Origin of the sequence: Flavobacterium sp. Arc3 (genome assembly GCF_041431375.1) — a bacterium.
Taxonomy (GTDB): domain Bacteria; phylum Bacteroidota; class Bacteroidia; order Flavobacteriales; family Flavobacteriaceae; genus Flavobacterium.
Genome location: NZ_JASMRI010000007.1, coordinates 18,806 through 38,350, shown reverse-complemented (window position 1 = coordinate 38,350; position 19,545 = coordinate 18,806). Strand labels below are relative to the sequence as shown.

Below are 19,545 nucleotides of genomic sequence, written 5' to 3'. Positions count from 1 at the left end.
CTATGAAACTAACCACCGAACAAATAGATTATGTTTTTGATTATATAGTCTCTCATGATATTAAATGGTATGAACTGCAAGTAGAATTGACAGATCATATGGTTATAAGTATGGAAGAGTTCTGGAAAAAAGATCCTGAATTGACTTTTCATCAGGTAAAATACTATGCTGAAGATAAATTTGGCAGGAACGGGTTTAAATTAATTGAAGAGGAGCGAACCAAAATACTAAGAAAAGAGTTTAAAAGAGCACAATTAAAAATGATTGCGGACTATTTTAAATTCCCAAAAATTATTTTAGGTATTCTGTTAGCCTTTTTAGCTTTTAAGGCATCTTTTTATTTTGATGAACCAGTAAAGTTTGTTAAAAATTTATTCGGTTTATTAGCAGTACTTTTTATTCCAGCGCTCTATTCTTTTTATACAAATAGAAAAATTAAAGGGAAACGTTTTTTAGAGTTGAATATTAGTCATGGTACTTTCACAGGAATTTTCGGATTGCTGTACTGGGTAATGTATCTATTAAATTCTTTTAAGGAGTCGGTTCAATCGCATCCAATTTTAATATTAGCTTTCTGCTGTTTATGGGTAGTGGGAACCTTATTTTTAATTACAGGAATTCATCTTCAAAAGAGGACAATCGAGAACGTAAAAAGACAATACCAACTCACCTAATTTGCTATGAAACTAACCAACCAACAAATTACAACGATAGAAGAAACTTTAGTTTTAAACGGAGTTGTTTATGACGATATCAAACTCGAATTAGTAGACCATATTGCTACAGAAATTGAGGTTTTAACAGAAGGAAATAGTCTTTCATTTGAAGAAAACGTACAAATGGTTTTTAAAAGATGGGAGCCACAATTAAAACCTTCGAATTCATTTTTTACAGGAATTAGTAATAGCTACCCAAAAATGATTTTAGATAAAAAGCTTGCTCTAATAAAAAAACAATTATCTACCGGGTTTTTAATAAGTACAACTGTCTTAGTTACTTTTTTAGTTCTTAAAGAATATTATAATCCGCAGTTTCTGACGTCTCAATTTCAAAAAGGAGTTCGATTTCTATATGTTGTGGGATATTTATTATTGACTTTCAGTACCATAAGAATCTGGAAATCAAAATTAAATACGTCATTTAACCACCTTTTTAAAACAAGAGTAATGTTGTACCTATTTTACATATATCCAATTATTTTTTTTACTACGCCTACAACTATTAATAATCAAGTAATGCTCGTTATTTTTGAATCTTTAATGGTATTCCATCTTTTATTAAGTTTTCAATTGGTGAGTAACCATATTCAATTCGAAAAAAAACTAAACATTCACAAATCATGAAACTAACCGCCGCTCAAATAGACCAGCTGTTTACTTTTACTCGCCAACATTATGTGGAATGGTATGACTTACAATCAGAACTAGTGGATCATTTGGCGAATGCGATAGAAGCACAATGGGAAGAGAATCCTAATCTTACTTTTGACCAAGCCCTAAATGTAGAATTCAAGAAATTTGGTGTTTTTGGTTTTATGGATGTGGTCGAAAAACGTCAAGCTGTTTTAAGCAAAAAATACAATCGTTTGGTTTGGCAACATTTCAAAGATTTTTTTGGAGTCCCTAAGATTGTGTTGACAATTTTAACGACGCTGGTATTATTTAGCATTCTCAAAATAAGCCATTATAGCGAATGGATTTATATGGGGCTTTTTATTATTTTGATAGTGTTTTCAGTTTATGAAATTTTCAAAAGCAAAAAAAAGCAAAAACAAAAACTGCAATCGGGACAGAAAAGATGGTTGTTTGAAGAAATCATAAATCAATATGGGGGTTTTTTAGTACTGATTAGTTTTCCAATTAACCTGTTTTCTCGTATTTTTTACCATAGTGAAAAGTATATTGGAAACGACTATTGGATTCTTGGCTTAAGTTTCTTTTTTGCCCTTCTGGCTATAGTAATTTTCATCATCTTTAAAGTTATTCCATCTAAGGCAGAAGATTACTTATTGGCCACTTATCCAGAATATAAATTAGAAAGACTGTAACATTTTCTTACTTTTAAATACTTACAATAAAACTAAACCATTAAACTATGTTCAAACATTTTATAGATTTAGAATTGAAATCTTTCTTCCGCTCAGCAAGTGTGGGGAAAAGTATCGGGCTTAAAATTCTGATGGGTTTTTTAGTGGTTTATTTTTTACTTGTTTTTTTAGTATTAGGTGTTTCTTTATACCCACTGTTAGAAAAAACTTTTCCAGGTCAAAAACCATTGGCTATTGTGAATAGTTTTGTATTTTTTTGGTTGGCTATAGAACTTGTTTTCCGTTTTTTTATGCAAAGTCTACCGGTAATGAATATCAAACCATTATTAGTATTGCCCATTAAGAAAGAAGCGGTAATCCATTTTGTGTTATTGAAGAGTCTGACTTCAATTTATAACATCTTTCCGCTATTAGTGATTATTCCTTTTGGGATTTTCAACATTATCGAAGGAAATTACGATCCAGTTACTATGATTGTATGGATGTTTGGGATGTATCTTTTAGCGTTAATTGTTAACTATGCCAACTTTTTAATTAAGAAGAAATTTGCCGAGAATATCAAAGCATTTCTTCCTTTTGTAGCTTTAGGGTTGCTGTTTTTTGGTTTAGATTATTTTGGAGTTTTTAAAATAACGACGCTTTCAGGAGTTGTTCTTGATAATTTGGTGCTGCAACCCATTTTGGTTTTAGTCCCCATTTTGATTTTAGGGGGTTTGTACTTTCTAAATTTCAAGTATCTAAAAAGTAATTTCTATTTGGATAGTTCGTTACAGTCAAAAGTGGAGGAGGCAAAAACATCTGACTTAAGTTGGACGAAGCGTTTTGGCGAGATTGCACCCTTCTTGCAATTAGATCTTAAAATGATTTGGAGAAACAAAAGACCAAAAACCACAATTTGGATTTCTTTAATTTTCTTGGCCTACGGTTTAATGATTTACACAAATCCTAGTTACAAAGGTATTTCTCCATTTTTTGTATTGGTTGGAATTTTAATGACTGGAGTATTCATGTTGAATTACGGGCAATTCGTTCCTTCGTGGGACAGTAATTATTACGGAATGATGATGTCACAAAACATCCCTATGAAACAATATTTAGCTTCAAAGGCAGGATTAATGTCTGTTTCTGTAGTGATTTTGGCGATTTTAAGTACGCCTTATCTTTATTTTGGTTGGAAAATTTTGGCCATAAATTTAGCCTGTGCTACTTATAATTTAGGGATCAATATCCCCATTTTATTATTTGCAGGTTCGTATAATAAAAAAAGAATTGATTTAGAGAAAAGTCCGTTCATGAATTACCAGGGGACAGGAGCGACACAATGGATTGTAGGATTGCCTTTAATGTTGATTCCCACCTTGATTTTTTATGGTATTTATAAACTGGTAAATGCTGAGGCTGCTATAATTGCAATTGCTATAATTGGGATTATTGGATTAGTACTGAGAAATTATTTTTTAAATAAAATAGCAGCAGGCTATACTAAAAGGAAATACGCTACGATAAACGGTTTCAAACAACAAGAAAATTAGTAATGATAACTCCAGAGTCATCACAATACATAAAACAATAATGATACAGGTAAATCAGCTTTCAAAAAAATATAACGGAACTACAGTTTTAAATATCGAAAACCTTGAAATCCCAAAAGGACAAAGTTTGGGTCTTGTGGGAAATAACGGTGCCGGAAAGACAACCTTTTTTAGTTTGCTTTTGGATTTAATCCAACCGTCAACTGGGAATATAGTAAACAATGGTATTTTAGTAAACGCTAGTGAAGACTGGAAACCTTTTACTGCTGCATTTATTGACGAAAGCTTCTTGATAGGCTATCTGACACCGGAAGAATATTTCTATTTTATTGGTGATTTACGCGGTCAAAATAAGGCTGATATTGATGCTTTATTAGATAAATATGAAGAATTTTTTAATGGTGAAATTCTGAAAAACAAAAAGTACTTGCGTGACTTATCTAAAGGAAACCAAAAAAAAGTAGGTATAATTGCGACTTTGATAGGCAATCCGGAAGTAGTTATTCTTGACGAACCTTTTGCTAATTTAGACCCTACGACCGTTAATCGTTTGAAAAAAGTAATTAAGGAACTTGCTGAAAATCCTGAGATCACAATTTTAGTTTCAAGCCATGATTTACAACACACCGTAGAGGTTTGTGATCGAATAGTAGCTTTAAATAAAGGAGAAATTGTAAAAGATATTCAAACCTCTACTGAAACGCTGCAGGAGCTAGAGATGTTTTTCGCGGTTTAAACTTCCATATTTCAAAAAGAAACGTATTTTTACCAGTCATTATACTAAAAAGCTTTTTAAAAAGTTTAATGATAAAAACGGTACCATTTGAAAACCAATATATTTAAATATTCAATCCCAGTAGGCTTTTTGTGCTTTTTGGTAGCCTGTTCTACGAGGAACAACAGTTTTTTATCTCGAAATTCTCATGCACTGAGTACTAAATATAATATTTTGTACAATGGAGGAATTGGCTTAGATAAAGGTATTCTAGCGATAGAAGCTAATAGCAAAGATAATTTCTGGAAACGTTTGCCTATCGAAAGAATGCAAATAACGGATGAAGTTACTACACAAGAAAAACCGAAAAATGCTGATTTTGAATTGGCCGAAACTAAGGCTACTAAAGCCATTCAGAAGCATTCCATGAACATCGACGGAAGAGAAAGAAACTTCCAAATTGACGAAGCTTATTTACTTTTGGGTAAAGCCAGATACTACGATCAAAGATTTATTCCTGCATTAGACGCCTTCAATTATATTCTATACAAATACCCCAATAGTAGCAGGATTTATGAAGCAAAGATTTGGCGCGGAAAAACCAATATGCGCTTGGGTAACGACGCTTTGGTTGTCAATAATATGACATATCTGTTAAAGGAACACAAACTTAAAAATCAGGTTATCGCTAATGTAAATGCTCTTCTATCTGAAGCGTATTTGAACTTAGAAGAAAAGGATTCGGCTTTGATTAAATTGAAAGTAGCTGAGAAATTCACCAAACAAAACAAAGAAAAAGCAAGATATCGATTTATACTCGGGCAACTTTACGAAGAGTTAGGTAAAAAAGACAGTGCGATCTACAACTACGAAGCGGTGATAGGTATGAATCGCAAGTCAGAAAGAAAATACGTTATTCAAGCGCAAGCCAGAAGAGCACAGTTGTTTGATTATCAAAACGGGGACACTACCGCCTTTTTGAAAAACTATAGAAAATTAATTGCCGACAGAGAAAACAGACCATTCCTAGATGTATTAAATTATCAGATGGGTGTTTTTTATGACAAACAGGACAATCAAAAGAAAGCATTAGATTTTTATAATACTTCATTAAAAAAATCAACTGCTGACCAGTATTTAGTAGCGTCAAATTATAGAAATATAGGGAATATGTATTTTAGAAATGCTGCATATCCTATGGCAGCAAAATATTACGACAGTACCTTAGTGAATCTTGATCTTAAGACAAGAGAGTTTGTTCACATTCAAAAAATTAGAAAAGACTTAGACGAAGTAATTTTGTACGAATCGGTTGCAACAAGAAATGATAGTATTTTACATGTTGTTTCCATGTCGGAAGGTGGCAGAATTTCTTATTTCGAAAATTATATTGATACCTTAAAAAAGAAGGACGAAGCTAGAAGAATTGCAGAAGAAAAATTGAAAGAGAAGCAAGAAAACAGAGAAAAAAATAATAATTCAATGGCTGCTGATCCTGCAGTTTCTGTTAAAAACGGAGGGAATGTAGATCCTTTATCACCGTTTGCACCACCTTCTATGGGATTATCTAATGCAACTACAAGTGTTTTCTATTTTTACAATCCTACGACTGTTTCTTTTGGGAAAGTGGAATTCAAAAAAATATGGGGGAATAGAAGTTCAGTTGGCAATTGGAGACTTTCGTCAACAGCTAAAGCGAATGTGGTTTCAAAAGACACGTTGAATAGTAATCCAGCACAGACGGGTGATAAGTTGAGAGAGGAAGAAAATAATATAGTCATAGTCGAAGAGTACACTACTGATTTTTATTTAAAACAACTTCCAAGTACGAAATCTACAATTGATAGCATAGGGAAAGAGCGCAATACAGCCTATTACCAACTTGGAGTGATTTATAAGGAAAAATTCAAAGAATATGAACTAGCGGCGAACAAGCTAGAGCAGTTATTGCAAAATAGTCCAGAAGAAAAATTGATTCTTCCTACAATGTATAATCTATACAAGATATACCAAATAACAAATAGCAGTAAAGCGGAAGCAATGAAAGATAGGATTAATTCCCAGTTTCCAGACTCTCGTTATGCTCAAATAATAAACAATACAAATCCAGCGGGAACTAATTTGAAAGACACCCCCGAAGGAGTTTATGATGCCTTATATAAACAATATGAAGAGGGACAGTTTATATCTGTTTTAGAAAAAACGGAGGATTTAATCAGTCAGTTTTCTGGTGATGAAATCGTATCAAAATTCGAGTTTTTGAAAGCGAATGCTATTGGGAAATTGAAAGGATTAGTAGCTTATAAAAACGCATTACAGTTTGTGGCAGATAATTATCCAAATACGGAAGAGGGTAAAAAAGCGCAGGAAATTGTGAAGAGCCAAATTCCTTTTTTAGAACAATTAGATTTTACAACGACAGATACTAAAAACTGGAAAGTACTCTACAAAGTGCCGGTATCAGATGAAAAAGATACAAAATCGATGGAAGAAAAGATTAAAAAATTCATGACCGCAGCAAACTTTCAGGATTTAAATTATTCATTAGACGGGTATAGCGATACAGAAAATTTTATAGTAATTTACGGTATAAATTCAGAAGCATATGCCAGAAATATTAGTTCCATTCTAAGAGAAAATAAGGATTTTAAAATAGCAATACCAGCGGTTATTCTTACGAATGAAAATTATAAAGTAATCCAAATTAAAAAAAATCTAGATATTTATTTAGGGTTAAAAAAAGACTAAAAATGTTTAATAGAAAAGCAAAGCCCTATACGGAGCTTTTAGGAAAAACGAATAGAATAGTAGAAGGAACAATTATAAAAGGAGATATCGTTTCTCAGGCTGATTTTAGGCTTGACGGAGAATTGATAGGAAACTTTCAGTCTACCGGAAAATTAGTAATAGGCCCTGCTGGAAGCGTAACGGGTGATATTAACTGTAAAAATGCAGATATCGAAGGAAAATTTGAAGGGACTATTCGTGTTGCTGAAATCCTGAACGTAAAATCTAAAGCTAGTATCAACGGTGAAGTGACCGTAGGAAAGTTATCTGTGGAACCGGGGGCTGATTTTAGCGCATCCTGCATAATGAAGATTAATGAAGAAAATTTCTTATTAACCGATGGAAAAGAAACCCAACAAAAAACAAGCTAGCAAATGGTTAGCTTTAATTAATATTCCTATTCAAATGGGGGTTATCATTTTTTTGTTTGCTTATGGAGGTAACTGGCTTGATGAAAATTACCCTAATCCTAAAGTATATTACAATAAAATCCTTGTCATGGTTGGTGTCGCTCTCGCTTTATACAACGTGATAAGACAAGTGAACGAAATCAATAAATCTCAATAAAATTTTAAACAACAAAAGTAAATTAAGTCTCGAGTCTTTGTGTCTTGAAGACCAAATAAACACAACATGAATTTAAAAAATCAAAAGCCTCTACTAAATTTAACCCTCCTAGCCATAGTGGCTTATTTGTTACATAAATTCATTTTCTACGTTTTAAAAATTAATGTTGCGCCATTTCAGTATTCGATTGAAGTGCTCTATTTATTATTTTTTGGTATGTCCACTCTGATATTCATTGTTTTGCTAAAAGTGAAAGAAAAAAGCTTTGATAACGTAGGTATGTCTTTTCTTTTAGGAACAAGTATTAAAATGGTATTTTGTTATTTGATATTAAAACCTATCTTGCACGTTACAGCATATGATAATTCAATAGAGAAAATTAATTTTTTTGGGATGTTTATTCTTTTTTTGTTAATAGAGACCGTTTTAACCATACGAATATTAAACGAAAAGCAATAGATTAGCAAAAATAGGAAGGATTGAAAAAAATAATTTTATATATTCTTTCGAAGAATAATAAAAAATGTACATTTGCACCAAATTTCAGAAACGTAAAAAATTAAGATATTTAACAGTTATGGTGATTTCAAACAGACCACTTAGATTTATAATGGCGACTTTAGTAGCGTGTCTTCCTTTAATGAGTTTTGCAAATCCTGAAGTGGATTCTGTAAAAGTTCACACTGAAGTTGCACACGAAACAACAGAACTAAGCCATGAAGGAGCTCATGCTGAACCTACAGATGTAAAATCTAAAATTAAAGCATTCATTGGTCATCACGTTTTAGACTCTCATGACTTTACTTTTTTCTCTGATGAGGTAGAAGGAAAACATTATGGTTTCTCTTTACCGGTAATTCTTTGGGATAATGGTATACATTTCTTTTCATCTTCAAAATTTGAACACGGAGAAGCAGTTGCCGAATCTAACGGTAATTTCTACGCGATTAATCATCATGATGGAAAAATATACAAAACGGATGCTTCAGGAAAAATAACAGAAGACGAAAAAACAGGTTTTCCTGTAAATGAGCGTCCTATTGATTTCTCAATCACAAAAACAGTTTTATCTATATTCATAGCTTCTTTTCTAATGGTGTTCCTATTTGCCGGTTTGGCAAGGACTTATTCTAAAAATGGCGGAATTGCTTCTGGAGGGGGAAGAATATTTGAACCAGTGGTTCTTTTTATTCGTGATGAAATAGCTATTCCTAACATTGGAGAAAAACACTACAAGAGATACATGAGTTATTTATTGACTATATTTTTCTTTGTATTGTTCTTGAATATTTTTGGATTGATGCCTTTCGGTATAAATGTTACTGGTAATTTAACGATTACATTTGCATTAGCAATCATGACATTTTTAATTACTAACCTTACGGCTAATAGAAACTATTGGGGTCACATTTTCTGGATGCCAGGGGTACCAAAGATAATGCGTATCGTATTAGCGCCTATTGAGTTATTAGGAGTTATAATTAAGCCTTTTTCATTAATGATTCGTTTGTATGCAAATATCTTTGCAGGACATATCGTTTTGATGAGTATTATTGGTTTAATGTTTATTTTCAAAAGCTGGTTAGGAAGTAGTTTATCATTTGGTTTGTCATTTGCACTTTCTATCCTAGAGATTTTGGTAGCATTCTTACAAGCTTATATTTTCACATTGTTATCAGCGCTGTATTTTGGTTCAGCAGTAGAAGAGCACCACCATGAGGAGGCGCACTAATAAATTGAATGTTTAATTTTTAATTATATATATTATGGAAGGTTTGAATTTTATTGGTGCAGGATTAATCGTAATCGGAGCAGCTTTAGGTATTGGTAGAATTGGTGGTTCAGCAATGGACGCTATCGCTCGTCAACCAGAAGCATCTGGAAAAATCCAAACAGCTATGCTTATTGCAGCTGCACTTATTGAAGGTATTGGTTTCGCAGCGTTATTCGCAGCTTAATTAAAACTTAAAAAAACAGTAGTCGCAACGGTTGGTTGTGACTCCTGTTTTATTAAAAAAAATTAAATATTTTTAGAGATACATTGATATGGAAAAATTAATAAATCAGTTTGAATTAGGGTTGTTCGTTTGGCAAGTTTTAATATTTTTAGGATTAATATTTTTACTTAAAAAATTCGCATGGAAACCTATTCTTGATGCAGTTAATGAAAGAGAAGATGGTATAAAAAATGCTTTGCTTTCTGCTGAGAACGCAAGAAAAGAAATGCAAAACTTACAAGCAGATAACCAACGTATTTTGCAAGAAGCAAGATTAGAGCGTGACAACATGCTTAAAGATGCTCGTGAAATTAAAGAGAAAATGCTTGCTGACGCAAAAAGTGAAGCTCAAGTTCAAGGACTAAAAATGATTGAGCAAGCAAAAGCAGCAATTGAAGGTGAGAAAAATGCAGCTATGGCTGAATTGAAACTACAAGTTTCTACTTTGTCATTGAATATCGCAGAAAAATTATTGAAAGACGAATTATCTAATAAAGAAGCTCAAACTAAATTAGTTGAGAAGATGTTAGGTGACGTAAAGTTAAACTAAGATTATGGCAAATACAAGAGCAGCAATTCGTTATGCAAAAGCAATTCTGGAGATAGCACAATCTAAGGGAGTGGCTGAAGCAGTAAGTGATGATATGAATTCTATCGCTTCAACTATAGGTGGGAACCTAGAATTGAGCACTTTTATCCAAAACCCTACTTTAAAAGTAGAGGTTAAGGAAAATGCCTTAATGGAAGTTTTTGCAAGTACTAATAGTGTAACTAAAAGTTTGTTTCATTTGTTATTCGAAAACAAAAGATTCGAAATTTTAGAAACAATAGCGTTAGAATATAGAAAGTTATTTGATATCATGAATGGTGTTCAAATAGCTAAAGTCACTACTGCGGTTCCTATGGATGCGGCTTTAGAAGCTAAAGTATTAGCTAAGATAGCAAGCTTATCAGATAAAAAAATTACGATAGAAAGTAACGTAGATCCTTCAATCATTGGTGGGTTTATTTTAAGAATAGGTGACCAGCAGTACAATGCTTCGGTAGCCAACAGATTACAAGTATTAAAAAGAGAATTAAGTAACTAGTTTTATTGCACATTTAAGTGTCTAAATTATAAATTAAGATGGCGGAAATCAAACCTGCTGAAATTTCAGCAATATTAAGAAAGCAAGTAGAAGGTTTTGAATCTGGCGCTACGCTAGAGGAAGTAGGAACAGTACTTCAAGTTGGAGATGGTATTGCTCGTATTTACGGGCTTTCGAATGTTCAATACGGTGAGTTAGTAGAATTTGACAATGGTTTAGAAGCTATTGTATTGAATCTTGAAGAAGACAATGTTGGGGTGGTACTTTTAGGACCATCAACAGGAATCAAAGAAGGTTCTATTGCAAAAAGAACGCAACGTATTGCTTCTCTTAAAGTTGGAGAGCAAATGGTAGGACGTGTAGTTAACACTCTTGGTTTTCCAATTGATGGAAAAGGACCAATTGGTGGAGATTTATACGAAATGCCTTTGGAAAGAAAAGCTCCTGGAGTTATCTTCCGTCAACCAGTAACTGAACCATTACAAACAGGAATTAAAGCAGTAGATGCTATGATCCCAGTTGGTCGTGGACAACGTGAGCTAGTTATTGGTGACCGTCAAACAGGTAAATCAACTGTTTGCATCGATACTATCTTAAATCAAAAAGAATTTTACGATGCAGGAAAACCTGTATTTTGTATATATGTTGCAATTGGACAAAAAGCGTCAACTGTAGCAGGAATTGCTAAAATGTTAGAAGAAAAAGGAGCAATGGCTTATACCATTATTGTTGCTGCTAATGCTTCTGATCCTGCTCCGATGCAAGTATATGCTCCTTTCGCAGGTGCTGCAATTGGAGAATATTTTAGAGATTCTGGTCGTCCAGCTTTAATTGTTTATGATGATTTATCTAAACAAGCTGTTGCTTACCGTGAGGTTTCTCTTTTATTAAGAAGACCACCGGGACGTGAAGCATATCCTGGAGATGTATTTTACTTACACAGTCGTTTATTAGAGCGTGCTTGTAAAGTAATTGCTGATGATGGAATTGCTAAAAACATGAATGACTTACCAGATTCATTGAAACCAATCGTAAAAGGTGGTGGTTCATTAACGGCGCTACCAATTATCGAAACTCAAGCTGGTGACGTTTCTGCATATATCCCAACAAATGTAATTTCGATTACAGATGGTCAAATTTTCCTTGATGGAGATTTGTTTAACTCTGGGGTGCGTCCAGCGATCAACGTAGGTATCTCGGTATCTCGTGTTGGAGGAAATGCACAAATTAAATCAATGAAAAAAGTAGCAGGTACTTTGAAACTAGATCAAGCACAATTCCGTGAATTGGAAGCGTTTGCTAAATTTGGTTCTGACTTAGATGCAGTTACTTTAAACGTAATTGAAAAAGGTAGAAGAAACGTTGAGATCTTGAAACAAGGTTTGAATGATCCTTATACAGTAGAAGATCAAGTTGCGATTATATACGCTGGTTCAAAAAACCTATTGAGAAATGTTCCTGTGAATAAAGTAAAAGAATTTGAGAAAGATTTCTTGGAATTCCTTAACAATAAACACAGAGCAACTCTAGATGCTTTGAAAGCAGGGAAACTTACAGATGAAATTACAGATGTAATCCAAACTGTAGCAAAAGAAATTTCAGCAAAATATAACTAGAAGTTATTTTAAGTTTTGAATTTTAAATTAGGAGAAGCCAGTCTTTTTATAATTTAAAATTCAAAATTTATAATTCATAATAGAAAAAAATAAATGGCAAATTTAAAGGAAATCCGTAATAGAATTACTTCCGTTTCATCTACGATGCAAATCACATCTGCGATGAAAATGGTTTCTGCAGCAAAGCTAAAGAAAGCACAAGATGCAATTACAGCCATGCGCCCTTATGCCGAAAAATTAACGGAATTATTACAAAATCTTTCCTCTACACTAGAAGGTGGAACAGGTGCAGAGTTTACTACACAACGTGAAATTAAAAAGGTATTGGTTGTTGCTATTACTTCAAATAGAGGTTTATGTGGTGCATTTAATTCGAATGTAATTAAGGCAGCTAAAACCCGTTCTGGATTCTATGCAGGAAAACAAGTGGATATTTTTGCAGTAGGTAAAAAAGGAAATGATGTTTTGGTTAAAACTAATACTGTAATTGACAATCAAAGTGCAGTTTTTGATGACTTAACTTTTGATAATGTAGCTTTAATAGCAGACACGTTAACTGAGAAGTTCCTTTCTGGAGAATATGATAAAATTGAATTGATTTACAATCAATTTAAAAATGCAGCTACTCAAATCGTTCAAGTTGAACAATTTTTACCGCTGGCACCAATAAAATCTGATTTGACGGTTTCAACTAGTGATTATATTTTTGAACCATCTAAGGAAGAAATTGTTTTGACTTTGATTCCAAAATCATTGAAAACACAATTATACAAAGGAATTAGAGATTCATTTGCTTCAGAACATGGTGCTCGTATGACTGCTATGCATAAAGCAACTGATAATGCAACTGAGTTGAGAAATCAATTGAAATTGACTTACAATAAAGCACGTCAAGCTTCAATTACTAACGAGATCCTTGAAATCGTTGGTGGAGCAGAAGCGTTGAACGGATAGTATTTGTTCATAATAATATACAAAAGCTTCGCTATCGCGAGGCTTTTTTTATGCAACAGTTTTTTTTTAAAACTGTGTCTGGAGTCGCTTCGCAAATGAAAGCTGACAACAAATACAAAGAGAGGGTTACAGACAATATTCTATTCTCAGATGATATCGAAACTAAGCTTTATAAACTTAACAATTATTGGTGTAGTCAAAAGCTAATTTGCAATTTTTGTTCATGCTGTTTTCATAAATAGTTTAGCATTTGTAAAGGTTAATTATAGCATGCTACTGAAAATAAATCAATTACAGCGAATCTTACTCATGAGACTAGGACAAATTAAGGTTCTTAATTTAATAGTACATTGCTTTTCCTTACAGTGTCATTAAACATTTATGACAACTTTAATTGTCGGGTTTATTAACCACTTTATTTTTTCACTATTTTTATGGTTTTATAAACCATTCTCCATTGAAAACACAAGAACTTACCACCGTAGTCGAAATGCTTAACAATTTTGAATTGATGCGGTTTCTTTATCCAGCCTTTACGTTAGAAAAATATGAATCCTATCTCAAAGAGATGGTTCCTCATAATTATAAGCAACTGGTTGTTATTGAAAACGACATTAGTGTTGCTGTAACTGGTTTTTGGACCGGAACAAAATTATGGTCGGGTAAATACATTGAGATTGATAATTTTATTGTTCATCCAGAGCATCGTTCTAAAGGACTAGGCAAAATGATGACAGATTACATTGATGTAAAAGCTAAGGAAGAAGTCTGCACCATGATCGTTCTCGATGCTTTTACAGGAAATTTCACTGCGCATCGTTTTTATTACAATCAGGGCTATGGACCAAAAGGCTTTCACTTCGTTAAAATTCTCGATAGAGAAGGGTTATCTTAAATCATTTCACAATGGGTTCTACTATAAAAATAGCGTTGTTAGTGTTGATTTCTTGTAGCCTTTCTTTTTGTGCCTCTAAACAGGATAATCAAATGAAATTTCCACAAGAAATAGTAGCGGCGTATTACCAAAAAACGAATAGCGTAGAAGGTCAAGTCCCAAATGGAATCGATTTTTATATTGAGTTCAATATACCTTTGCAAGAAGGAATTATTTTAGATAAGGTCTATTTCAAAAATCAAGAAGCGAAACTAGAAAAAGAAGACAAATATACTTTTAAGGCGCATTTCAACCAGTTTCCAGCCAGTTATGATTTGGTTTTAGACAGCGACCCACTCAAAGAATACGGAAATAAAGCACACAGTATAACCCAACCCAAATTTGAATTACAATCAACCGAGGCGGTATTGGAATATAGTAAAAATGATAAAACTTTTTTTTATAAGATCAAGGCAATAAAAGAAAGACCAATGATTCCTAATCCATCAGGGATTAAACCAAAGAAATAGTTATTTTTGTGCTCTAAATATTAATAAGACGTACCATTTTGGGATTATATAAAAAACTTTTTAAACAGACAGCCATATACGGACTCGCTACAGTTTTACCGAGAATGTTCAGTTTTTTGTTAGTTCCGCTTTATACCGATTTGCTTCCAAAAGCGGAGTACGGTAAAGTATCTGTTATTTTTGCCTGGATGATATTTTTTAATGTTATTCTAGCCTATGGAATGGAGACTGCTTTTTTTAGATTTTATAACAAGGAATCTAATAAAAAATCAGTGGTAGAAACTTCTATGGTTTCTATTTTTTGGAGTACCATAATATTTTTATTTATTGCCCTCTTATTTAGGAGTTCTTTAGCAACCTGGTCCGGAATCGATTCCCAGTATATCGGCTATACGATTTGGATTTTGGCATTAGATGCCTTAGTTATTATCCCATTTTCAAAATTAAGAGTCAATCAGAAACCCATGGTTTATGCGGCAATAAAAATTGGAAATGTATTGGTTAACCTGATTCTGAGCGTAGTTTTTTTACTGTATATTCCCATGTTAATTGAAGCAAATCCCCATGGTTTTTTGCGTTCTATTTATGTAGATAATTTTCAAATAGGATATATATTTTTAGCAAATATTATAGCGAGTCTACTAACCTTTGTCGTGTTATCTCCAGATTATGTGTACTTGAATTGGAAGTTCGATACTGATTTGTGGAAACGAATGATGCGTTATGGAATGCCTATTATGGTGGCGGGAATTGCCTTTGCCATTAATGAACAGTTCGATAAAATTCTTTTGGCAAATTTGTTACCAGCTAATATTGCTGAATCAGAGGTAGGAGTTTATTCTGCCTGTTATAAATTAGGACTGTTCATGGTTTTGTATAGAACTGCTTATACTTTAGGAATAGAACCCTTCTTTTTTAGCCATTCGTCTGATAAAAATGCGCCACACACTTATGCGATGGTGACTAAATATTTTGTCATCTTCGGATCTTTTATATTACTGTCGGTAATCGTTTTTGCGGATCTTTTTAAATTATTAATGATTCGCGATAGCTCTTATTGGGAAGCGATGAAAGTAGTGCCGTTGATTATACTGGCTAATTTCTTTTTGGGAATTTACACTAACCTTTCCGTTTGGTACAAGTTAATTGACAAGACGTACATCGGAGCTTATATTTCCATAGTAGGTGCCATAATTACTTTAGTGCTCAACTTTTTACTGATTCCTACAATGAGTTATTACGGTTCCGCAATAGCAACAATTGCAGCTTATGGAAGTATGATGATTATTTCCTATTACCTGGGAAACAAATATTATCCCATTCCTTACGACTTAAAAAAAATAGGAGGGTATCTCTCACTATCCATAGCTTTTTCAGCGGTATCCTTTTACGGTTTCAGGGAGAATTATTATGTTGGTGTGGGTTTACTAATCGTGTTCCTTTATTTCATATACCATAATGAAAAAGAAACGCTGCTGAAAATTATAAAAGGGTAGGAATAGTTTGGAGCTATTTCCTGCTATTCGCTATATCTTTTCTTTCCTAAAAAGTCAAGAAAAGGATGCCGATACTATCAGGGCTATAAATAAAAACATCAGTAGAACAAGTCAAGACCTGTCACTGAATTAAAATAAAAAACATGAAAATAAACATTATCAATAAATCACAACATGCCTTGCCTAACTATGAGACTATAGCCTCGGCAGGAATGGATTTAAGAGCAAATCTTACAGAATCTGTAACCTTGACACCATTAGGACGCGCAGTGATTAAAACGGGTCTTTTTATCGAATTACCGATAGGCTACGAAGCACAAGTACGACCAAGAAGCGGACTAGCTTTCAAAAACGGAATTACAGTATTAAATAGCCCCGGAACAGTTGACGCCGATTATCGTGGTGAAATTGGTGTGATTTTAGTAAATTTATCCAATGAAGCTTTTGTAATCCAAAACGGAGAACGTATTGCACAACTAATTATCGCTAAACACGAACGCGCAGACTGGATTGAAGTTCAGGAGTTATCTGAAACTTCTCGAGGTGAAGGCGGATTCGGAAGTACGGGAGTGAAGTAGTTCTCAGTGTTCTGTTTTCAGTCAGCGCTTAATCGAGTTGCTATTTGAAATATACAGAGCATAGCAATCTTTGCGTAAAACCTTGCGATCTTTGTCGTCAAAAAAATAAAGCAACAATAAACTTAGCGAACTTTGCGAAAATTCTTTGCGAACTTTTCGTTTAAATAAAAACAAAAAATGAAAATAATAGTACCAATGGCAGGACGTGGTTCTCGCCTTCGCCCTCATACTTTAACTATTCCAAAACCATTGATTCCTATTGCTGGAAAACCAATCGTACACCGATTAGTGGAAGATATCGCCAAAATCCTGGATGAACCTATTGATGAAGTTGCTTTCATATTAGGAGATCCGGCTTTCTTTGGAGATGATCTTGTAAAAAGTTTAGAAGAATTGGCAGAAAGCTTAGGTGCTAAAGCCTCTATTTATCGTCAACTTGAGCCGTTAGGAACAGGTCATGCTATTATGTGTGCCAAAGAATCACTTTCTGGACCAGCAGTAATTGCTTATGCAGATACACTTATCAGAGCTGATTTTGATCTTGATCCTGAAGCAGACGCTGTTATTTGGGTAAAACAAGTAGATCAACCAGAAGCCTATGGTGTGGTAAAACTAAATGAGGCGAATGAAATTGTCGAACTAGTTGAAAAACCACAAGAATTTGTAAGCGATTTAGCCGTTATTGGTATCTATTACTTTAAAGAGGTAGGGGTTTTAAAAGAGGAACTTCAAAATGTTTTAGACAACAACATTCAAAATGGTGGAGAGTACCAAATTAATGATGGGATTAAAGCAATGATGGCCAAAGGAAAAGTCTTTAAAACGGGTAATGTAGACGAGTGGATGGACTGCGGAAATAAAAATGTAACTGTAGAAACCAATTCCAGAATGTTAGGCTTTTTACAGAAAGAAGAGGCAGCATTAGTGGCTGTAAATGTTAGAATAGACAACTCAACAATTATTCCACCTTGTTATATCGGAGAAGATGTGTTTTTAATAAACTCAACTGTAGGACCTAATGTTTCTCTAGGAAAAGGAAGTCATGTTACAGGAAGTGTGATTACAAACAGTTTAATTCAAACACATGCACACATCAGTAATGCTAAGTTAGACAATGCGATGATTGGGAATCATGTTCATTTTGACGGTGATTTTACCAGTATAAGCATTGGGGATTATTCGGTATTAGAATAATAATTATTTTTTGCGTTCCCGTTTTCTAACCGGAGCGCAAAAATGCTATTTCGTTGTACTACCTTTATTTGTTTCCTAGAAGGGATGCTTCGATTTTTGCCACAGATTAGTTTGTCTGTTCGACCTTTGGTCTTGAGTGACGGATTATTTTTTTTAAAATCGGTGGCTACTATTTCACTAATACCTTGTGGGCTCTGTCCCGAGGTAGTTTATTAAATAAGTCAATGAAAAAATCGGCTTTATGGATTCTATTTTTTGCTTTGCTAAGCAATTCGGCATTGCTATTGGCACAAACGGAACCAGAAGGAATAAAGTCAAATAGTGACAAATTCCAGGATTATTTTTATGAGTCCTTAAAGCAAAAAGGGATCGAAAACTACGACAAGGCAATTCTGGCTTTGGAGCAATGTTTAAAAATCGAACCTCAGAATGCTACCATTCATTTTGAATTAGGGAAGAATTACTTAGCCTTAAAAGACTATAAAAATGCCTATAGTTCCTTTGAACATGCCACGCAAATCGATTCTACAAACAAATGGTTTTGGGTAGGAATGTATGATGTCGATTATCAGACGAAAGACTATGTCAACGCCATAAAAACGATTAACAAACTCATCCCTTTTGATGCTAAATTTAAAGAAGATCTAACCTCGCTTTACATGAGCACTAGTCAATTTGATAAAGCATTAGATTTGATCAATGAACTCAATGAATCGTCTGGAAAGTCAGATCGTCGAGAGTCGTACAAAATGCAAATTTTATCTCAGGGGAAATATCAGAATACTGAAATCACCAATTTAATTGATCAAATTAGCAAGTACCCCAAAGAGGAATCCAATTACATTTCGCTGATTTATCTGTACTCTAAAAACAATGAAACGGATAAAGTGTTGGAAACGGCACGAAAATTGGAAACAGCAATACCAACATCTGAATGGGCACAAGTGAGTTTATTCAAGTACCATTTAGAGAATAATGAAGGAGAAAAAGCTGTAAATGCAATGAATATTGCTTTGGCTAGTGCCAAAATAGATTCAAAAATTAAACATCGGATTCTGAATGAATTCTTGCTTTATGTAAATGCAAATCCGCAATTTGCTCCTGATTTAGAAAAAGCGATTGGCTATTTTGATAATGATCCAGAAGTGAATGTGTCTAAGGAAATAGGGAAGTTTTATCAAAATAAGAAACAGTGGGATAAAGCCAGTGGATATTACGAAAAAGCGAATGCTAAAAGCACGGAGACTGATATTGAAACAAATTTACTTTTGCTTCAAGCGTACACAGAAACTAAGGCCTTTTCTAAAGTAGCAAAAAAAGCCATGGATATGGTAGATGTCTTTCCTGCACAGCCACAGTTTTATTACTATTCTGGTTTAGCATACAATCAATTGGCTCAATTTAAAAAAGCAAAAGAAGTGTTGGAGATGGGATTGGATTACCTGATAGACGACAACGCATTAGAAATAAACTTCAACATACAACTTGGTGAAGCTTACAATGGATTAGGAGATGTGAAGAAAAAAGAATTCTATTTTTCCAAAGCCAATCAATTATTAAAAAAATAAAA

The 19,545-nt window shown here is 33.6% G+C and carries 21 protein-coding genes; all 21 read left to right on the top strand.

Features of this window, described 5'->3' with window-relative positions; all coding sequences use genetic code 11:
* Window positions 1–2 precede the first annotated feature (2 nt).
* The 21 genes from QO200_RS06490 (at window position 3) to QO200_RS06390 (ending at window position 19,543) form a co-directional block, all read left to right on the top strand.
* Window positions 3–674, top strand: a complete 672-nt coding sequence (locus tag QO200_RS06490; RefSeq protein WP_371537898.1) for a YrzE family protein — start codon at window positions 3–5, stop codon at window positions 672–674.
* 6 nt (window positions 675–680) lie between these two features.
* Complete coding sequence (locus QO200_RS06485) at window positions 681–1,343, top strand: hypothetical protein (protein WP_371537896.1); 663 nt, start codon at window positions 681–683, stop codon at window positions 1,341–1,343.
* A complete protein-coding gene (locus tag QO200_RS06480) occupies window positions 1,340–2,047 on the top strand; it encodes a hypothetical protein (protein WP_371537893.1) in 708 nt (235 codons plus the stop codon). The genes QO200_RS06485 and QO200_RS06480 overlap by 4 nt, the downstream gene beginning before the upstream one ends.
* A gap of 47 nt (window positions 2,048–2,094) precedes the next feature.
* Window positions 2,095–3,579, top strand: coding sequence for a DUF5687 family protein (locus QO200_RS06475; protein ID WP_371537891.1), 1,485 nt, complete (start codon window positions 2,095–2,097; stop codon window positions 3,577–3,579).
* A 40-nt stretch (window positions 3,580–3,619) separates the two neighbouring features.
* On the top strand, window positions 3,620–4,315 hold the full coding sequence (locus QO200_RS06470) for an ABC transporter ATP-binding protein (RefSeq protein WP_371537888.1): 696 nt from the start codon (window positions 3,620–3,622) through the stop codon (window positions 4,313–4,315).
* An 87-nt stretch (window positions 4,316–4,402) separates the two neighbouring features.
* Window positions 4,403–7,042: a tetratricopeptide repeat protein gene (locus QO200_RS06465; RefSeq protein ID WP_371537886.1), complete on the top strand. Its 2,640-nt coding sequence runs from the start codon at window positions 4,403–4,405 to the stop codon at window positions 7,040–7,042.
* A gap of 2 nt (window positions 7,043–7,044) precedes the next feature.
* Window positions 7,045–7,452 carry a polymer-forming cytoskeletal protein gene (locus tag QO200_RS06460; protein ID WP_371537883.1) on the top strand — a complete coding sequence of 136 codons (408 nt, stop codon included), beginning with the start codon at window positions 7,045–7,047 and terminating at the stop codon, window positions 7,450–7,452.
* On the top strand, window positions 7,421–7,648 hold the full coding sequence (locus QO200_RS06455) for an AtpZ/AtpI family protein (RefSeq protein WP_371537881.1): 228 nt from the start codon (window positions 7,421–7,423) through the stop codon (window positions 7,646–7,648). Before QO200_RS06460 ends, QO200_RS06455 begins: the two co-directional genes overlap by 32 nt.
* A 66-nt stretch (window positions 7,649–7,714) precedes the next feature.
* Window positions 7,715–8,107 carry a DUF6168 family protein gene (locus tag QO200_RS06450; protein WP_371537878.1) on the top strand — a complete coding sequence of 131 codons (393 nt, stop codon included), beginning with the start codon at window positions 7,715–7,717 and terminating at the stop codon, window positions 8,105–8,107.
* Between the two features lie 118 nt (window positions 8,108–8,225).
* Complete coding sequence (gene atpB / locus QO200_RS06445; protein WP_371538252.1) at window positions 8,226–9,380, top strand: F0F1 ATP synthase subunit A; 1,155 nt, start codon at window positions 8,226–8,228, stop codon at window positions 9,378–9,380.
* 34 nt (window positions 9,381–9,414) lie between these two features.
* On the top strand, window positions 9,415–9,606 hold the full coding sequence (gene atpE, locus QO200_RS06440; RefSeq protein ID WP_371537875.1) for an ATP synthase F0 subunit C: 192 nt from the start codon (window positions 9,415–9,417) through the stop codon (window positions 9,604–9,606).
* An 88-nt stretch (window positions 9,607–9,694) separates the two neighbouring features.
* A complete protein-coding gene (locus tag QO200_RS06435; protein WP_371537873.1) occupies window positions 9,695–10,195 on the top strand; it encodes a F0F1 ATP synthase subunit B in 501 nt (166 codons plus the stop codon).
* A 4-nt stretch (window positions 10,196–10,199) separates the two neighbouring features.
* Entirely contained in the window at window positions 10,200–10,733 is a 534-nt protein-coding gene (gene atpH, locus QO200_RS06430; RefSeq protein ID WP_371537872.1) for an ATP synthase F1 subunit delta, read from the top strand.
* Between the two features lie 38 nt (window positions 10,734–10,771).
* The gene (gene atpA / locus QO200_RS06425) at window positions 10,772–12,349 is read left to right on the top strand and encodes a F0F1 ATP synthase subunit alpha (RefSeq protein ID WP_371537869.1); all 1,578 of its coding nucleotides are present in this window, start codon (window positions 10,772–10,774) and stop codon (window positions 12,347–12,349) included.
* A gap of 93 nt (window positions 12,350–12,442) precedes the next feature.
* Entirely contained in the window at window positions 12,443–13,303 is an 861-nt protein-coding gene (gene atpG / locus QO200_RS06420) for an ATP synthase F1 subunit gamma (protein ID WP_371537866.1), read from the top strand.
* 490 nt (window positions 13,304–13,793) lie between these two features.
* Window positions 13,794–14,198 carry a GNAT family N-acetyltransferase gene (locus QO200_RS06415; RefSeq protein ID WP_371538249.1) on the top strand — a complete coding sequence of 135 codons (405 nt, stop codon included), beginning with the start codon at window positions 13,794–13,796 and terminating at the stop codon, window positions 14,196–14,198.
* Window positions 14,199–14,209: 11 nt separating this feature from the next.
* Window positions 14,210–14,707, top strand: a complete 498-nt coding sequence (locus QO200_RS06410; protein ID WP_371537864.1) for a hypothetical protein — start codon at window positions 14,210–14,212, stop codon at window positions 14,705–14,707.
* A 38-nt stretch (window positions 14,708–14,745) separates the two neighbouring features.
* Window positions 14,746–16,203: a lipopolysaccharide biosynthesis protein gene (locus QO200_RS06405; RefSeq protein ID WP_371537862.1), complete on the top strand. Its 1,458-nt coding sequence runs from the start codon at window positions 14,746–14,748 to the stop codon at window positions 16,201–16,203.
* Window positions 16,204–16,346: 143 nt separating this feature from the next.
* The gene (dut, locus tag QO200_RS06400; RefSeq protein WP_371537858.1) at window positions 16,347–16,781 is read left to right on the top strand and encodes a dUTP diphosphatase; all 435 of its coding nucleotides are present in this window, start codon (window positions 16,347–16,349) and stop codon (window positions 16,779–16,781) included.
* 177 nt (window positions 16,782–16,958) lie between these two features.
* The gene (locus QO200_RS06395; RefSeq protein ID WP_371537856.1) at window positions 16,959–17,975 is read left to right on the top strand and encodes a sugar phosphate nucleotidyltransferase; all 1,017 of its coding nucleotides are present in this window, start codon (window positions 16,959–16,961) and stop codon (window positions 17,973–17,975) included.
* Between the two features lie 224 nt (window positions 17,976–18,199).
* The gene (locus QO200_RS06390) at window positions 18,200–19,543 is read left to right on the top strand and encodes a tetratricopeptide repeat protein (protein ID WP_371537854.1); all 1,344 of its coding nucleotides are present in this window, start codon (window positions 18,200–18,202) and stop codon (window positions 19,541–19,543) included.
* Window positions 19,544–19,545 lie beyond the last annotated feature (2 nt).

Bases quoted from the DNA above. Each gene is read 5' to 3' on its own strand.
- QO200_RS06490 (WP_371537898.1), top strand. From the start codon at position 3: ATGAAACTAACCACCGAACAAATAGATTATGTTTTTGATTATATAGTC.
- QO200_RS06485 (WP_371537896.1), top strand. From the start codon at position 681: ATGAAACTAACCAACCAACAAATTACAACGATAGAAGAAACTTTAGTT.
- QO200_RS06480 (WP_371537893.1), top strand. From the start codon at position 1,340: ATGAAACTAACCGCCGCTCAAATAGACCAGCTGTTTACTTTTACTCGC.
- QO200_RS06475 (WP_371537891.1), top strand. From the start codon at position 2,095: ATGTTCAAACATTTTATAGATTTAGAATTGAAATCTTTCTTCCGCTCA.
- QO200_RS06470 (WP_371537888.1), top strand. From the start codon at position 3,620: ATGATACAGGTAAATCAGCTTTCAAAAAAATATAACGGAACTACAGTT.
- QO200_RS06460 (WP_371537883.1), top strand. From the start codon at position 7,045: ATGTTTAATAGAAAAGCAAAGCCCTATACGGAGCTTTTAGGAAAAACG.
- QO200_RS06455 (WP_371537881.1), top strand. From the start codon at position 7,421: ATGGAAAAGAAACCCAACAAAAAACAAGCTAGCAAATGGTTAGCTTTA.
- QO200_RS06450 (WP_371537878.1), top strand. From the start codon at position 7,715: ATGAATTTAAAAAATCAAAAGCCTCTACTAAATTTAACCCTCCTAGCC.
- atpB (WP_371538252.1), top strand. From the start codon at position 8,226: ATGGTGATTTCAAACAGACCACTTAGATTTATAATGGCGACTTTAGTA.
- atpE (WP_371537875.1), top strand. From the start codon at position 9,415: ATGGAAGGTTTGAATTTTATTGGTGCAGGATTAATCGTAATCGGAGCA.
- QO200_RS06435 (WP_371537873.1), top strand. From the start codon at position 9,695: ATGGAAAAATTAATAAATCAGTTTGAATTAGGGTTGTTCGTTTGGCAA.
- atpH (WP_371537872.1), top strand. From the start codon at position 10,200: ATGGCAAATACAAGAGCAGCAATTCGTTATGCAAAAGCAATTCTGGAG.
- atpA (WP_371537869.1), top strand. From the start codon at position 10,772: ATGGCGGAAATCAAACCTGCTGAAATTTCAGCAATATTAAGAAAGCAA.
- atpG (WP_371537866.1), top strand. From the start codon at position 12,443: ATGGCAAATTTAAAGGAAATCCGTAATAGAATTACTTCCGTTTCATCT.
- QO200_RS06415 (WP_371538249.1), top strand. From the start codon at position 13,794: ATGCTTAACAATTTTGAATTGATGCGGTTTCTTTATCCAGCCTTTACG.
- QO200_RS06410 (WP_371537864.1), top strand. From the start codon at position 14,210: ATGGGTTCTACTATAAAAATAGCGTTGTTAGTGTTGATTTCTTGTAGC.
- dut (WP_371537858.1), top strand. From the start codon at position 16,347: ATGAAAATAAACATTATCAATAAATCACAACATGCCTTGCCTAACTAT.
- QO200_RS06395 (WP_371537856.1), top strand. From the start codon at position 16,959: ATGAAAATAATAGTACCAATGGCAGGACGTGGTTCTCGCCTTCGCCCT.
- QO200_RS06390 (WP_371537854.1), top strand. From the start codon at position 18,200: ATGAAAAAATCGGCTTTATGGATTCTATTTTTTGCTTTGCTAAGCAAT.